The sequence below is a fragment of the Microbulbifer sp. ABE4_465 genome, assembly GCF_056160765.1.
The window spans coordinates 183298-198773 of record NZ_JBSWXV010000003.1 but is presented as its reverse complement, the minus strand read 5'-3'; the positions used below and the strand labels follow the sequence as shown (position 1 = coordinate 198773).

General features: G+C 58.5%; 15 protein-coding genes. 11 read left to right on the top strand and 4 right to left on the bottom strand.

Annotated elements, in window-relative coordinates; genetic code table 11:
• Nucleotides 1-119 precede the first annotated feature (119 nt).
• On the top strand, nucleotides 120-656 hold the full coding sequence (gene ppa / locus ACXAG1_RS07830; protein WP_078085749.1) for an inorganic diphosphatase: 537 nt from the start codon (nucleotides 120-122) through the stop codon (nucleotides 654-656).
• A 228-nt stretch (nucleotides 657-884) separates the two neighbouring features.
• Nucleotides 885-1490, top strand: coding sequence for a DNA-3-methyladenine glycosylase I (locus ACXAG1_RS07825; RefSeq protein ID WP_475119429.1), 606 nt, complete (start codon nucleotides 885-887; stop codon nucleotides 1488-1490).
• Between the two features lie 6 nt (nucleotides 1491-1496).
• Here ACXAG1_RS07825 and ACXAG1_RS07820 read toward each other — a convergent pair whose 3' ends face one another.
• From ACXAG1_RS07820 to ACXAG1_RS07810, 3 genes are all read right to left on the bottom strand, one after another.
• On the bottom strand, nucleotides 1497-2069 hold the full coding sequence (locus ACXAG1_RS07820; RefSeq protein WP_475093742.1) for a hypothetical protein: 573 nt from the start codon (nucleotides 2067-2069) through the stop codon (nucleotides 1497-1499).
• A gap of 102 nt (nucleotides 2070-2171) precedes the next feature.
• The gene (gene cysE / locus ACXAG1_RS07815) at nucleotides 2172-2996 is read right to left on the bottom strand and encodes a serine O-acetyltransferase (RefSeq protein WP_475119428.1); all 825 of its coding nucleotides are present in this window, start codon (nucleotides 2994-2996) and stop codon (nucleotides 2172-2174) included.
• Nucleotides 2997-3015: 19 nt separating this feature from the next.
• Nucleotides 3016-3744: a M15 family metallopeptidase gene (locus tag ACXAG1_RS07810; RefSeq protein WP_475119427.1), complete on the bottom strand. Its 729-nt coding sequence runs from the start codon at nucleotides 3742-3744 to the stop codon at nucleotides 3016-3018.
• A 405-nt stretch (nucleotides 3745-4149) separates the two neighbouring features.
• Between ACXAG1_RS07810 and ACXAG1_RS07805 the strand changes: the two genes are divergently transcribed.
• The 4 genes from ACXAG1_RS07805 (at nucleotide 4150) to ACXAG1_RS07790 (ending at nucleotide 7231) form a co-directional block, all read left to right on the top strand.
• A complete protein-coding gene (locus tag ACXAG1_RS07805) occupies nucleotides 4150-4434 on the top strand; it encodes a TfoX/Sxy family protein (protein WP_475093745.1) in 285 nt (94 codons plus the stop codon).
• 170 nt (nucleotides 4435-4604) lie between these two features.
• On the top strand, nucleotides 4605-5492 hold the full coding sequence (gene htpX, locus ACXAG1_RS07800; RefSeq protein ID WP_475093746.1) for a protease HtpX: 888 nt from the start codon (nucleotides 4605-4607) through the stop codon (nucleotides 5490-5492).
• Nucleotides 5493-5596: 104 nt separating this feature from the next.
• Nucleotides 5597-6658: a S1C family serine protease gene (locus ACXAG1_RS07795; protein WP_475093747.1), complete on the top strand. Its 1062-nt coding sequence runs from the start codon at nucleotides 5597-5599 to the stop codon at nucleotides 6656-6658.
• A 228-nt stretch (nucleotides 6659-6886) separates the two neighbouring features.
• The gene (locus ACXAG1_RS07790; RefSeq protein ID WP_043317498.1) at nucleotides 6887-7231 is read left to right on the top strand and encodes a Rieske (2Fe-2S) protein; all 345 of its coding nucleotides are present in this window, start codon (nucleotides 6887-6889) and stop codon (nucleotides 7229-7231) included.
• Nucleotides 7232-7244: 13 nt separating this feature from the next.
• Here the strand turns inward: ACXAG1_RS07790 and sfsA are convergent, their stop codons facing one another.
• The gene (gene sfsA / locus ACXAG1_RS07785; RefSeq protein WP_475093748.1) at nucleotides 7245-7952 is read right to left on the bottom strand and encodes a DNA/RNA nuclease SfsA; all 708 of its coding nucleotides are present in this window, start codon (nucleotides 7950-7952) and stop codon (nucleotides 7245-7247) included.
• A gap of 295 nt (nucleotides 7953-8247) precedes the next feature.
• On the opposite strand from sfsA, the gene dksA reads away from it, so the two are divergent.
• The 5 genes from dksA (at nucleotide 8248) to ACXAG1_RS07760 (ending at nucleotide 14658) form a co-directional block, all read left to right on the top strand.
• The gene (gene dksA / locus ACXAG1_RS07780; RefSeq protein ID WP_043317502.1) at nucleotides 8248-8685 is read left to right on the top strand and encodes an RNA polymerase-binding protein DksA; all 438 of its coding nucleotides are present in this window, start codon (nucleotides 8248-8250) and stop codon (nucleotides 8683-8685) included.
• A gap of 146 nt (nucleotides 8686-8831) precedes the next feature.
• Nucleotides 8832-9689, top strand: a complete 858-nt coding sequence (gene gluQRS, locus ACXAG1_RS07775) for a tRNA glutamyl-Q(34) synthetase GluQRS (protein WP_475119426.1) — start codon at nucleotides 8832-8834, stop codon at nucleotides 9687-9689.
• A 262-nt stretch (nucleotides 9690-9951) separates the two neighbouring features.
• Nucleotides 9952-10128, top strand: coding sequence for a hypothetical protein (locus tag ACXAG1_RS07770; RefSeq protein ID WP_197023780.1), 177 nt, complete (start codon nucleotides 9952-9954; stop codon nucleotides 10126-10128).
• On the top strand, nucleotides 10118-13096 hold the full coding sequence (locus ACXAG1_RS07765) for an ATP-binding protein (RefSeq protein ID WP_475119425.1): 2979 nt from the start codon (nucleotides 10118-10120) through the stop codon (nucleotides 13094-13096). The genes ACXAG1_RS07770 and ACXAG1_RS07765 overlap by 11 nt, the downstream gene beginning before the upstream one ends.
• A gap of 167 nt (nucleotides 13097-13263) precedes the next feature.
• The gene (locus ACXAG1_RS07760) at nucleotides 13264-14658 is read left to right on the top strand and encodes a sigma-54-dependent transcriptional regulator (RefSeq protein ID WP_475093753.1); all 1395 of its coding nucleotides are present in this window, start codon (nucleotides 13264-13266) and stop codon (nucleotides 14656-14658) included.
• The last annotated feature ends 818 nt before the right edge of the window (nucleotides 14659-15476 follow it).

Here is a 15476-nt window from a genome sequence, read left to right as displayed (position 1 = left end):
GGGTTTTGAACAGTTTTTGAACGGTCACGCTGACACCTATGTAAGCAACCGCTCAGGGTATATAATCCGGCCTCCAAATTTTCCGATCACCCTTTTCAGCAAAAGAGTCAGGACCAGCAATGAGCTTCGACAAGGTTTCCCCGGGCAAAGAACTGCCGAACGATATCAACGTAATCATCGAGATCCCCGCCAACCACGATCCGATCAAATACGAAGTGGACAAGGACGCCGACGCGGTATTCGTAGACCGTTTCGTAGCTACCCCCATGTTCTACCCGGCCAACTACGGCTACGTACCCCAGACCCTGTCTGAAGACGGTGACCCCCTGGACGTGCTGGTTGTCGCGCCTTACCCGGTAATGGTTGGCTCCGTAATCCGCTCCCGCGTGATCGGCGTGCTGAACATGACCGACGAATCCGGTGTAGACGCCAAACTGCTGGCGGTACCGCACACCAAGCTGACCAAGCTGTACGACCACGTTAATGAAATCGGCGACCTGCCGGAGCTGCTGATCAAGCAGATCGAGCACTACTTCGAAAACTACAAAGCCCTGGAAGCAGGCAAGTGGGTGAAGGTAGACGGCTGGGCCGACGCTGACGCGGCGCGCAAGGAAGTAATGGCTTCCCGCGAGCGCTACCTGAAAGAAGAGGGCTAAGTCGCGCGCTTGCAAAGCATCGCTTTGCGCGCGGTTTAGCGACCCGCCAGGGATGGCGGGGCCGGGGCCAGATCGAACACACCTGGGCCTCGCCATGGATGGCAATCGAGTACTTTTTGCCCGCACTGTTCACCTGTTGGGTAATTTTCTCGAACATAAGAAGCCGGCCTTGCGCCGGCTTTTTTGTGCCCGTTAAATAGCCGGGTCTATTTATTCGGAGCAGCTTTCATGCCAACCACCATCAATGGCCCCGACGGCAAGCCCCGTTGCGGCTGGTGCGCAGCCACCGACGACTTCTTCCCCTACCACGACAACGAGTGGGGGTTCCCGGTGGACGACGACCAGCGCCTGTTTGAGAAGATCTGCCTGGAAGGGTTTCAATCCGGGCTGAGCTGGCGAACCATCCTCGCCAAACGGGAAAATTTTCGCAAAGCGTTCAAGCAGTTCGACTTCAACAAGGTGGCGAAATATTCTGAGAAGGATGTAGAGCGGCTGCTGCAGGACGCGGGCATTGTGCGCCACCGGGGAAAGATAGAGGCGGTGATCAACAACGCTCAGCGCGCCCGCGAAATGGTGAAAGAGGAAGGTTCACTGGCGGCCTATTTCTGGAAGTTTGAGCCGGAAGAGTCAGTGAATATCGCGCCGCAAACCGCTTCCACTTCCGACGTCTCCAAGGCCATTTCCAAAGATCTGAAAAAGCGCGGCTGGAAATTCGTCGGCCCCACCACCGTTTACGCGTTTATGCAGGCAATGGGACTGATCAATGACCATGCGGAAGGCTGCGCGACCCGCAAGGCAGTGGACAAGGCCAGGAAAAACTTCAAGCGGCCATGAGCCCGATCATTCGGGCAGCTTGAATTTTGCCTTACCGGTAATATGGCTACCCAGCTGCCAGTTCGGCACCTGCACCTGAACCGGTGGAGGCGCCTGTTGTTCACTCGCCTCCACCAGATTCCCGCCGGCGGGCTTCAGGCTCAAATGGCTTACCGGCACCTTTACCGGGGCAATCTTGCTGCGCTCGTGATCCTTGAGAAGATACCCTTCCATTGGCGCGAGGGAGAGACCACCTTCCGGCGCCGCCTCAGGCTCCGGGCTTGCTTGCCGCGCGGGCTCAGCTTGCGCTGCCGGGGACTCGACCGGTTGTGGCGCGGGGCTAGGCGCGGCGGGCTGCTCCGGTTCGCCTTCCGGCTTGACGGAGGACAGGGCGCCGTGACGGGCCAGGGTGGCCTGCAATTGCTCCGCCTGCGCCTGGCTCAGTCCCTTTTTGATCGCCAGCGGGCGACCGCTAAACAGCTTTTCCACGGTTTCCGGGCCAGCTTTGAACAGACGCGCGAAATTGGCTTTCACATCCGCCACCGTGTATCCCGGCTCAAGATCGCCGCGGAAAATAACGCTGTACGTCGATTCCGTCATTCCGTTACCTCAATTGTGGTCTCGATAGTGATGCCGTTGGTTACCGGCATTTTTATTTTATTCGCCCCAGAGGCGTAATTTGCAACAACTATTCAAACCAATTTAATCATCGGAATCCAGTGTCTGATCCATTGTGTAGGCCGGTGCCCCTTCACATTTTCCTCCCACGACCCGCGCTGGCACACCCGCTACGGTGGAATGGGCGGGAACATCTCGCAGTACCAGGCTGCCCGCGGCTATCTTTACACCCTCCCCGATCTGTACAGGCCCCAGCACCTTGGCACCCGCGCCAATCATGACGCCGCGACCAATTTTGGGGTGACGGTCGCCACCGCCACTGCCACTGCCGCCCAGGGTGACAGAGTGCAGGATGGAGACATCGTCTTCCACCACACAGGTTTCACCCACCACAAACCCGGTGGCATGATCGATCATGATGCCGCAGCCAAAGCGGGCCGCAGGGTGGATATCCACCGCGAACTGTTCAGATACCTGGCTCTGGAAGTACAGCGCCAGAGTGTGGCGCCCTTTTTTCCACAACCAGTGCGCGATGCGATGAGACTGCAGAGCGTGGAAGCCTTTGAAGTAGAGAAACGGCATCAGGTACTGATCGCAAGCGGGGTCGCGGTCGAACCAGGCACAGATATCCGCCTGCATGCACTGAGAAATAGAGGGGTCATCCGCGAGCGCCGCGGCGATGACTTCCTGCAGGGCAGTGGCGGTCAAGGCCGCGTGATCCAGCACCGACGCCAGCTGGTAAGCCAGAGCACGATCGATGCTGTTGTGGCGTAGCACCGTGTTGTGAAAATAGCTGGCCAGCACCGGTTCACCCGAAGCCGCCACAGCGGCCTCCGCACGCATCGCGGACCAGATATCGCGCTCTTTCAAAGCGCGGTCATTCACATCGCTTAAAGAAATGGTATTCACTCCTGTAGCAACACTCCGCCTACAGGCGGGTGATATTTTTTGGGTAAGCGGCATCCGGTATCGCAATAAAACGCGGATAGATTTTCGGCATCTGCGCACAAATGCAGTCTGTCAGCGAAAGCTCCTGTGTTTTTCCACAGCTCAGAATCTGCTCTATCAGTACCCGCTCGCTCAGCAGGTCCTGAAACTCACGGGCGCGCGGCGCATAACTCAAGTGCCAGCGCTCCGGCGCCACACCACCGCGGTCCTCGTCATAGGGGCGAAATAACCCGCGGCTTTCACCAGCGGCGATGCGCTCATCCAGCCAGCGGTGAAACGGACCAAAGACACCGTCATCGGCAACCTCCTCCGGCGTCAGCTGTACCGGATAATCCTCCGGCACCGCAGCGGCATCAATCACATCGAAATCCGTCCCCCAGTGATGGCGCGAAGCACCGGGCAGAGCGGACCAGCGCAAGATGGCGAACAGAATGTCCTCAGGCGACATTTGTCCCAGCTCCAGCGGGCAGCCGTCGCTGTCCAACACCGGCCGCAGCCCCGAAGCCTTGGCATTCCAGATGGTCCGCTGGCGCTCAAATCCCCGGAACCCGGAGATGACTTTGGGCTCGAAGCCGGCATCGCGCGCATCGCGACGCAACTGGTCGAACGCAGTGAGCGCCTCCGGATGCATCAGTTGACCGGATTCCGGCTCGAGGATGACGTGGGCATCGGTGAGCCCGAACAGCATGTCTCGGATTAATGGGTGCATCAGACTCCCAACTTTGAAACGTCCCGGTCCGGGCCCAATCGCCCACTGGGAGCGACGAAACAGAAACGGGCGACCTGCAAAAGTACGAAATGCAGACTAGGCTTTTGCTGCAGGCCTGACTAAATAGCACAATTGTACCCGACGATGCATTTCGACCAACGCCAATGTTTCGTCACTTTACTGCAATTGGTAACGCCCGTCAGGCACCGCACAAGGCGCTGTCCAATGGTCGCGAAGATGGCCATCGATCAAGAATAGTTGGCGGTTTGGCCTTTTATTTTTTTGTGCTATGTTGAGCGCCCGTTACAGTTGGGCCGGGTTGAGTGAGAGGTTCACCGGGCCACCTCAGGCAGGCGCAAAGGACTAGCGATTGCCACACTGTCAAAAAGTTCAGGGAAGAATTTTATGCACCCAAGTCAGTCAGAGTTGTTGAAACTGAAAAACCTGGGACTTGCCTCCGTAAACATCCTGCATTCCATCGGCATCCGCAATTTGGATGACCTGCATCGCGTCGGCCCGGCCGAGGCATTCGCCAGTATTCGCCGCCGCGGCATCAATGCCTCGCGGGTTCTTCTCTACGCGCTGCAGGGCGCAATACTCGACGTCCACTGGAACGATCTGGACCCGGACCTGAAAGCCAACCTAGTCAGTGAAGCCGAGCAACTGCTGTCGCGTAAGGACAGCGCCTGACCCCGGTATCTTCCCGTTCAAATTTGCCTTCTCCTGACTTGCAATTGGTCTGACACGACCCTATCTAAAGCGAAACCGGAAAGGCCCGCCGCGCGGTATCAATCGCCCTGTGGGACTGATGGTTCCACCTTATTATTATTCGGTTTCTGCTTACCCTTCGGAGAATGCACATGCTGCGTATAGGGCTATTCCTGCTTACCAACCTGGCGGTGATGGTGCTGGTCGGCATCATCTTCAACCTGCTGGGGATCCAGGGAATTCTCGACGCTAACGGCGTCAACCTGAACCTGCCCGGACTACTGCTGATGTGTGCCATTTTCGGCATTGGCGGCGCGTTTATTTCGCTGCTGCTGTCGAAGTTTATGGCGCGCAAGAGCATGCGAGTACAGATCATCGACCAGCCACAAACCGCGGACGAGCGCTGGCTGGTGGAAACCGTACGCGAGCTGTCCCAGAAAGCGGGTATCGGTATGCCTGACGTGGGTATATTTCCCATGCCCCAGGCCAATGCGTTTGCCACCGGCTGGAACCGCAACAGTGCCTTGGTGGCGGTGAGTGCCGGACTGCTGCAACGCTTCAATCGCGACGAAGCCCGCGCGGTGATCGGTCACGAAATCGGTCACGTCGCCAATGGCGACATGATTACCCTGACCTTGATCCAGGGAGTTGTGAACACCTTTGTGATGTTCTTCGCGCGCCTTGTAGGTTTCTTTGTGGACCGGGTATTGCTGCGCAACGAACAGGGGCTGGGCATCGGCTACTACATCACCTCTATCGTGATGGATATCGTTTTCGGGTTCTTTGCGATGATGGTGGTGGCCTGGTTCAGTCGCCGCCGCGAATATCGCGCGGATGCGGCTGGTGCGCACCTGGCGAGCCCCAATGCGATGATTGCGGCACTGGCGCGCATCAAGGCCGAGTCCGAGGCGGGCCGTGAGGAGCCGCTGCCGGCCAACATGAAGGCCTTCGGTATCTACGGCAACAGCATGGCCGCCCTGCTGGCCAGCCACCCGCCCCTTGAGGATCGGATCCTGGCGCTGCAAAATTCTGCTCGTTGACCGCAGCTTTTATTCCGCACCTTAAAGTAGTGCCCATCTCGGGCACTACTTTCGAACCGGCCCTGCGGCCAAATTAATAATTCACGCAGGAATCCGCCCACGCTATGACTGTGATCAATTTTTTCTCCCGTTTCGCCATTACCCTCGCTCTTACCTGCCTCGCTATCGGCGCCAGCGCCGATTCCCGCGTTCCCCAGTTCGCTACCGACGATGAAACCAACACCATGCAGGTGTTCAATTTTGCCAGTCCGTCGGTGGTGTTTGTCACCAATGAGACGCTGGTGCGCGACCGCTGGACCCTGCGCTTGCACTCGGTGCCCAAGGGTTCCGGCAGCGGGTTCATCTGGGACGACCAGGGGCATGTGGTGACCAATTTCCACGTGATCGAGAAGGCACGCAAGATCACTATTACCCTGCAGGATCGCAGTGAGTGGCCTGCGCAACTGGTGGGATCGGCGCCGGAGAAAGATCTGGCGGTATTGAAGATCAATGCGCCGCAGGAATTGCTGAAACCGCTGGTGGCGGGTGAATCTGCAGGCCTTGCCGTTGGCCGCAAGGTGCTGGCGATTGGCAATCCGTTTGGCCTGGATACAACGCTGACGACGGGGGTGGTGAGCGCGCTTGGGCGGGAGATTGAGGCGGCGGGGAACCGGACGATTCGCAATGTGATTCAGACGGATGCGGCGATCAATCCGGGGAATTCCGGGGGCCCGCTACTGGACAGTAGCGGGCGGCTGATTGGGGTGAATACGGCGATTTACAGCCCTAGCGGCGCGAGTGTCGGTATTGGTTTTGCGATTCCGGTGGATACGGTGAAGAAAATCGTGCCGGAGTTGATTGCCCACGGTCGTTTGGTGCGGCCGATTCTGGGGATTGAGTCGGCGCCGGACCAGTGGGCGAGCCGTTACGATTTTACCGGTGTGGCGGTGCTGCGCACGGCGCCGGGGATGCCGGCGGAGAAGGCGGGGCTGCGCGGGGTTTATCGTGGCAGCCGTGGTGGCTGGCAGCTGGGTGATGTGATTGTGGGGATCGATGGCCAGCCGGTGAACAATTACGACGATTTGATGAATTTGCTGGAGAACCGGCAGCCTGGGGATCGGGTGCGGGTGGATTATTTGCGGGACGGGGAGGCTTATCAGACTTCTCTTGTTCTTGCGGCTCCCTGATTGACTCCGCTTGCTACTCCGGTGGCGGCGCCGCTACCGGGTAAGGCCTTGTGAGACACGCCGTGCACCCATCCCTGGGGGCTCTGCAAAAACATCCATGTTTTTGAAGGTCTCACAAGGCCTTACCCGGCATCGCCGCCTTCGCCCCAACTCCTCAGGTAGTTTTCCCTGCCATCTTTTCGCTACACTGCGTGCTCAGTTATCACTTATTAAGCGTTAGTTTTCCCCATGCAAAAACATTTCCTCTGCGGCTACGAAGACCTCAACGAAGGCGATTCCAAAGGCTTTTCTCTGGGTGAGAAGAGCGCTGGGATGGACAATGTTTTTGCGGTGAAGAAAGACGGTGAGGTCTACGCCTACAAGAATGTGTGCCCGCACCGGGGAATCAACCTGGAGTGGCAGCCGGATCAGTTTCTGGATTCGGAGAAGGCGTTGATCCAGTGTGCTTCCCACGGTGCGTTGTTTGAGATCAGCACCGGGGAATGCATTGCAGGGCCCTGTGCGGGGGATGCGCTGACGCCGGTACCGGTGGAGTACGCACAGGACGGGCTCTATGTGTTGTTGGCGGACTGATTAATCCGCTCAATTATTCGACGGACCGATAGGGTACTGGCTCGATAAGGCAGATTTCTTCTGCGTCGAGTTTGGCCCGGTAGGCGATGACTTCTACGCCTGCGGCGACGGCTTCTTTCAAGGCGGCGGCGTAAACGGGGTCTATTTCGGCGGCGGCTTCTACGGTTTCGATGGCGGTGTGCTGGACGCAGTAGAAGAGGACGGCGCGGGTGCCGGTCTGGGCGAGTTTCTGTAATTCGCGCAGGTGTTTGCTGCCGCGGGCGCTGACGGCGTCGGGGAAGAGTCCACGCGCACCTTCAGCGAGGGTGACGTTTTTTACTTCTACATAGCAGTCGCCCTGCTCACCGCTGAGCAGGAAGTCGATGCGGCTGTTTTCCTCTCCGTATTTCACTTCCCGGCGCAGGGTTTCGTACCCCTGCAACTCTTTCACCACGCCATTTCGAATGGCTTCTTCCACGAGGTGGTTGGCGCGCCCGGTGTTTACACCGGCGAGGGCGCTTTCGGGGGTGGTGGAGAGTTCGAGGGTGTGGCGGTATTTGCGTTTCGGGTTGCCCGAGTCGGAGTACCAGCAGGGGGTGTTTTCTGCCCAGCAGTTTTTCATGGAACCGGTGTTGGGACAGTGAATGGTTATAATTTCACCATTCGGTAATTCAATGTCGGCCAGAAAGCGTTTGTAGCGGCGCAGGAGTTTACCCTGGGCCAGTGGGGGGCTGAGTTTCACGGGGACTTCTCGCTTTTTGCTCAAAAAGTCATCACTTGTAGATGTGGACGACAACTTGGGGAAATTTTGGCCGCCAGAATACACCAACCGGGTCATCCATTGTGGGAGGATCATCGGTGGCAGGCCGGTACGGCAACATTTTGTGGCACTGTCGGGAGAGATTTGATAGTTTCCACGGCTTGGTCGCGATAGCGGCTTTAATACAGCCTGAGGTCCAGGCTTTCGCCTGCTAGGCTTGAATTTGGTTGTAGTGCCCCGATTAAGTAGGGCCCGATTTACGAGAGAGGCAATGACTATGCCCAATACTGCTGCGAAATCCGATTCTCTGCACGGCTTTGAGCCCTATCAGGAACAGAAGGGCGAGGAGTACATGAATGAGAAGCAGCAGGAGCATTTCCGCAAGCTGCTTCTGGCCTGGAAGGCCGAATTGATGGCAGAGGTGGATCGCACCGTAACTCATATGAAAGATGAAGCTGCGAACTTTCCGGACCCTGCGGATCGCGCCAGCCAGGAAGAAGAATTCAGCCTGGAACTGCGCACCCGCGACCGCGAGCGCAAGCTGATCAAAAAAATAGACTCCACCATCGAGCTGATCGATCAGGACGACTATGGCTTTTGCGAAGCCTGCGGCGTCGAAATCGGCATCCGCCGCCTGGAAGCCCGTCCCACCGCCACCCTGTGTGTGGACTGCAAAACCCTGGCGGAAATTAAAGAGAAACAGATCTCTGGGTGAATTCGCGCGCGTAGCGAGCACTGCTCGCTGCGCGAATTCACGACCGGCCAAGGATGGCCGGGCCGGGCAGCGCACCATGGATGGTTTCTTGTGAACGAACCACCTACGCAGTGCCGCCCGATCGCTACGCGCCACACACCAAACAAATGACTTCCCACTGTTACACCGGACGCTTCGCGCCCTCCCCCACCGGTCCTCTGCATTTCGGCTCGTTAGTATGCGCCCTCGGCAGCCACCTCGACGCCATCGCCCATGGCGGACACTGGCTGGTGCGCATGGAAGATCTGGACCCGCCCCGGGAAATGCCCGGCGCCGCGGCACGCATCCTGAAATCCCTGCACGCCCACGGCCTGCACAGCCACAGCCCGATTGTCTGGCAAAGCCAGCGCTATTCACTCTATCAACAGGCGCTCGATCAACTGCGCGCTCAAGACCTGGTGTACCCCTGCTCCTGCACCCGCGAACAGATACGCAAAGCCGGCGGCCACCGCCGCAGCGACTGCGTCGGCGAACAGGGCCCCCACGCCCTGCGCTTCCACTGCGCCGGCGCCACCGAAAAATTTTCGGATATCTGGCAGGGTGAACAAACCCAGGCCGTTACCGAGGACCCGATCCTCAAACGCAAGGACGAACTCTATGCCTATCAGCTCGCCGTCGTCGTCGACGATATCGAACAGGGTATCAATTGCGTGGTGCGCGGCGCCGATCTGCTGGATTGCACCGGCATTCAACGGCAACTCTTTCGCGCCCTCGGCGCCGAACCACCCGAATACGGTCACCTGCCGCTGGTGATGAATGAGGGCGGTCAAAAACTCAGCAAGCAGAATCACGCTGCACCACTGGATGACGACAAGGCTTCGGAAAATCTTGTTCAGGCGCTGGGTTTTCTCGGGTTTCATCCGCCACCGGGACTCGAATCCGAAACGCCGGCGCGTGTGCTTTCGTGGGCCAATGCGCACTGGCATAGAAAAGCCGTTGATATTCGCAACCGATTGCTCAACTAGCAATCAATGGCTCAATGTGGTCAGGGATAAGGTGGCGATACCGGGTATGTCTTTGCAAGACCTTCACCGCCATGGATGGCGGTGCAGAGCCCCCAGGGACGGGTTCACGGCGTGTCTTGCAAAGACATACCCGGTAGCGGCGCCGCCACTACACCCAAAAGATTCACAAAAGTTGAACTCCACCCCAACCGCGCATTAACATTTTGCGCCAGTTTTCCCGAGTTCGATCTGCCTCACCGCAGGACGCCCCAACAGGCCATCAATGAGCAACCGTACCCTGTTAATCCTGCTGGTACTGGTGGGCTACGTATTTAGCCCCACCGTATTCACCTGGATGATCAACCCCACCGGCGCCTGGTATCGCCCGTTTATCCTCTGGTTCGTCCTGATCCTGCTGGCGATATTTATACAGCGGAGGCGCAAACCCGATGACCTTTGAGATCGTCAATATTGCGCTGATCGGCGTCGCCTACATATTCGCGCTGTTCTTCGTCGCCTTCGCCACCTCCAAAGGCTGGCTGCCGACCAACTGGGTGCGTCATCCATTTTTCTATGTACTGTCCCTCGGCGTCTCCCTCAGCGCCTGGACCTACTACGGCATCATCGACCTCGCCTGGCAGCACGGGTACGGCGTACTCGCCTACTACCTCGGTACCGGCGCCATGTTCCTGTTCGCCCCCGTGGCTCTGGAGCCCCTGGCAAGGCTCGCCCAGCGCTACCAGCTCACCTCCCCCGCAGACCTGCTGGTATTCCGCTACCACAGCCGTGAGGCCGGGACCCTTGCCACCTTATTCATGTTGCTGGGCCTGCTTCCGCTGATCGCGCTGCAGATTCAGGCGGTAGCGGAAACTCTCGCTCTGCTTTCCCGGGACAATGTGGCGGCCATGGCGCTGCCGGATACCGGTGTTACCAGCAAAGACCTCATCGCCTTTTTCTACTGCGTGCTGCTCGCCGTTTTCACCAGTACTTACGGTGCCTCGCGCAAACGGCGCGCCGGACTCGCCAGCGCCATGGCGCTGGAGTCGGTGGTCAAACTGGTGGCCCTGCTCGCGGTGGGACTCTACGCGGTGTACGGCGTATTCGGCGGTTTGGGCGGGCTGGACAACTGGCTGGCACAAAACAGCGATATGCAGCAATTGCTGTACTCCCCGATCAAGCAGGGCTCCTCCCACACGCTGCTGCTGGTGTTTATCGCTACCGCAGTAGCCATGCCGCACATCTTTTACCTGAGCATTGCCGAGCGCCCCGCCACCCAGGGGCTGCGCACCGCCAGCTGGGGCTTCCCCCTGTTTATGCTGCTGATGGCACTGCCGATATTCCCGATAATGTGGGCAGGCTTTGCGCTGGATGTGACAGAACCGGTGCAGTACTTCACCCTGGCAGTGCCTCGCGCCAGCGGCTCTGCGACACTGACCATTCTCGCGTTTGTCGGCGGCCTGTCTGCCGCCACCGGTGCATTGATCATGATCACCCTGGCGCTGGCCACCATGGTAATGAACCACTGGCTGCTGCCCGGTACCCGCTGGCAGTCAGACGACAATATGTACCGCCAGCTGCTGTGGTTGCGCCGGGCACTGGTGGCCGCGCTGTTTCTGGCCGGCTTCGCGTTCTACCTGTTGCTGAACAATCGCCTGTCCCTCTCCGACCTGGCGATCATTGCGTTTATCGCCTCGCTGCAGTTCCTGCCGGGGATCTTCGCCGTCATCCACTGGCCCCAGGGCAACCGGCGCGGCTTTATCGCCGGCCTGCTGGCCGGCATGCTGATCTGGGCCGCGGGCCTGCTGTTCCCGGCCATGGTGGGCAACAGTGGCATTTCCATCGGCAGTTATCGCATTCCGCTGGGTATGGAAATCTGGCCGCAGATCACCACCCTCTCACTCTCCGCCAATATCCTGCTGTTTGTGTGCCTGTCGATTTTCACCCGCACCTCCAGCCTCGAACGCTATGCCGCTGACCTGTGTAGCGACGACTCCATTAGCCAGGCCTTGCGCCTGGAGCTGGATGTACAAACCGCCGCGGAATTCCGCCTGCGTCTCTCCGAGAGTCTCGGCGCCGCCACCGCCAGCCAAGAAGTGGGCCGCGCCCTGCGCCAGTTGAACCTGACCGAAGAAGAACGCCGCCCCTACGCCCTGCGGCAATTGCGCGATCGCCTGGAAGCCAACCTCTCCGGCCTGCTCGGGCGCGTGCTCGCCGGCCAGATTCTGGACCGCCACCTGCCGTTTGTCACCGGCGATCAACCGGCGAACAAAGACATCAACCTGATCGAGACCCGCCTCAGCCGCTATAAGAACCAGCTCACCGGTCTCGCCGCAGAGCTGAACAACCTGCGCCTGTACCACCGGCAGATGCTGGAAGAACTGCCCATGGCCGCCTGCTCCCTGGGCCGCGATGGGGAGATACTGCTGTGGAATTACGCCATGGCGGACCTCACCGGGATCACCGCCAGCGAGGTGATCGGCTCCAAGCCCGAGTACTTGCCGGAGCCCTGGCGCGCCCTGCTGACGGAGTTTGCGTTTTCCGAGGACGACAGCCGCTTCAAACAGCAGGTGGATATTGAGGGCACCAGCCACTGGCTGAACCTGCACAAGACACGCCTGAAACAGCGTGCGGGGAAATACGGCCGGGAAAACACGGCCCGCGGCAAAGACAATCGCGGCGACGGCCAGATGCTGCTGATGGAAGACATCACCGAAACTCAGGTACTGGAGCAGGAGCTGATGCACAGTGAGCGCCTGGCCTCCGTCGGCCGCCTGGCCGCGGGCGTCGCCCACGAGGTCGGCAACCCGGTGACCGGCATTGCCTGCCTGGCGCAGAACCTCCAGTTTGAATCCGACAACCCGGAAGTGCTGGAAACCGCAGACCAGATCCTGAGCCAGACCCAACGGATCAGCCGTATCGTGCACTCCCTGGTGAGCTTCTCCCACAGTGGCAACCAGGAAACCGAAAAGGCCCCGGTCGACATGCGCGCCTGTGTGGAGGAGGCGGTGCAACTGCTGTCCCTGCAGCGGGACAAGACCGAGGTCACCTTCGCCAATAATGTGCCCGCAGACCTGATCGGCCTGGGTGACAATCAGCGCCTGATCCAGGTATTTATCAACCTGTTGAGTAACGCCCGCGATGCCAGCCCGGACGGCGGGCACATTGAGGTCGAGGGTTACACCCGCGCGGGGCTCGCCTGCGTCGCGGTCACCGACAACGGCCCGGGGATCTCCCCGGCCCACCGCGAGCGCATTCTCGAGCCCTTCTTCACCACCAAGGAACCGGGGGAAGGCACCGGCCTGGGGCTGGCCATGGTGTACAGCATTGTGGAAGAGCACGGCGGACAACTGGAACTGGTGAGCCCCGCCCATGCAGATACCGGCCGCGGCGCGCGGTTTATCGTGCAGATTCCGCTTCTGGAAGGGTGAATGGTGAGTCTTGAATAGCCAGAAAAAGACCGCTTATGACCAAAAGGTTACCAGCAGACAGAGATTTTAGAACATTTTTTAATCAGAAAGCCGAAGCTGGGTTGCATCGAAACGCCCAAAAGGTAAAACTTAGCCCCCACTGAACACTTTGTAACCAGGCGTAACACATGAGCCACATTCTGATCGTAGAAGATGAAGCCATTATCCGCACTGCCCTGCGCAAACTGCTGGAGCGGCACCGCTACAAGATCAGTGAAGCCGGCTCGGTCCGCGAGGCCACCACCAAATACCGCCTTGCGGACATGGATCTGATCATCTCCGACCTGCGCCTGCCCGGCGCGCCGGGCACCGATTTGCTGAAGCTCGCTGGCGACGTGCCGGTGCTGATCATGACCAGCTATGCCAGCCTGCGCTCCGCGGTGGACTCCATGCGCATGGGTGCCGCCGACTATATTGCCAAGCCTTTTGATCACGACGAGATGCTCGCCACTGTGCGCCGGGTAATCGGCAAGGCCGAGCAGAATCGCGCCGCCGGCGCCGCTGCCGCAGACAGCAAGGCCGAGGGTCGCGCTATCTCCGGCATGATCGGCGACAGCCCGGTGATGCGCGACCTCTATGCCCGCATCCACAAAGTAGCCCCCACCGATGCCACCGTACTGGTCCACGGTGAAACCGGGACCGGTAAGGAGCTGGTAGCGCGCGCGATCCACGAGGAGAGCAAGCGCAATGGCAAGCCACTGATTTCGGTAAACTGCGCCGCCATCCCGGAAACCCTGATTGAAGCTGAGCTGTTCGGTCACGAAAAAGGCGCCTTTACCGGCGCCCAGACCGCCCGCGAGGGGCTGATTGCCGCGGCCGACGGCGGCACCCTGTTCCTCGATGAAATCGGTGAGCTCCCTCTGGAAGCCCAGGCCCGCCTGCTGCGGGTACTGCAGGAAGGGGAAGTTCGCCCCATCGGCGCCATCGAATCCCGCAAGGTGAATGTACGCCTCGTCGCCGCCACCCACCGCAACCTGCGCCAGCTGGCCGCCGAGCACAAATTCCGCGAAGACCTTTATTACCGCATCAACGTGGTACAGATGACCCTGCCGCCCCTGCGCGAGCGCGGCAAGGACGTGCTGAGTATCGCGGAGAAGCTGCTGGAGAAATTCTGCGCGAAGGTCAACCGCGCCACCCTGAAACTGTCACCGGAAGCGATACAGGCGGTAACCACTTACACCTGGCCGGGTAACGTCCGCGAACTGGAGAATGCCATTCAACGGGCGGTGATCCTGACGGAGGACACCACCGAGATCGATCACCGTACCCTCGATATTGATCTGGACCTGGTGCCCATCGACGAGGCCGATCCCGAGCGGCGCCCGCGCAACAGCCTGCGGGAAGACCCGCGGGAAGACCTCTCCCTGGAAGACTATTTCGCGCGTTTCGTTCTCGAGCACCAGGAAACCATGAGCGAGACCGAGCTGGCCAAGAAACTCGGGGTAAGCCGCAAATGCCTGTGGGAGCGCCGGCAAAAGCTGGGCATCCCCCGCAAAAAGGCCAAGCGACTGGCAGAAGCCTGAGGCACCGCCCTCCCCAACGCACTCAGAAAGCCCGGGCTGGAAACACCCGGGCTTTTTTGTGCCCATGAGAAAACCCAAGATTATCAATAGGTTAGCGGCAACAATGGAACTACCGAGCGCCGGTAACAGAATGGTTACCCGACGAGAAATTGGTAACAACTGAAAGTGTTACCCCCACCGGCGGACAAGTAACAACTACCTCACCTTGTGTAACGGAAAGCTGTATTCCAGCGCCAGAAAAAAGTTCCCGAAAAAGTTAAGCCATTGATTTATAAGGACTTTTTAAAGTTGGCACGCTATCTGCTTTGTATAGGTCAAACAACGATAACAGCCAAGAATAAAAATAAATGACTGTTTAAGCCTTAATAACAACTGACAATAAGCGGGCGCAACACAATAAAAATAATAGCGGGAAGATCGACAATAACAGCCAAAGTGATCGATTCCGGAGCAAAACAGAGCCAATAACAATAATAAGGCTCAGAACAACAATAAAAATAAACAAGAAAATGTCACCTTCGGGTGACGAACAACAACGAATAATAAAAATAAACAATAAAAATAAGCAGAAATAACAAAAACAATAATTTGTAGAAGACAACAAAAATAACGACAAGCACGTGACAAACTGACTGATTGTGCCTGGGAGAGGGTTTGCTGAAAAGCAAATTGATAGCGCAAGGAAGCCGCTGCCTTCATACCGAATAAGAATAATTCCCTTCTTTTCTTTCTTTTCAATCGATGCACATTGGATGCTGGACCCCACAGGAGTGGGCCCGGCAGCTGTGCATTGTGCTGTATGTGTTAGAATCCGCCCT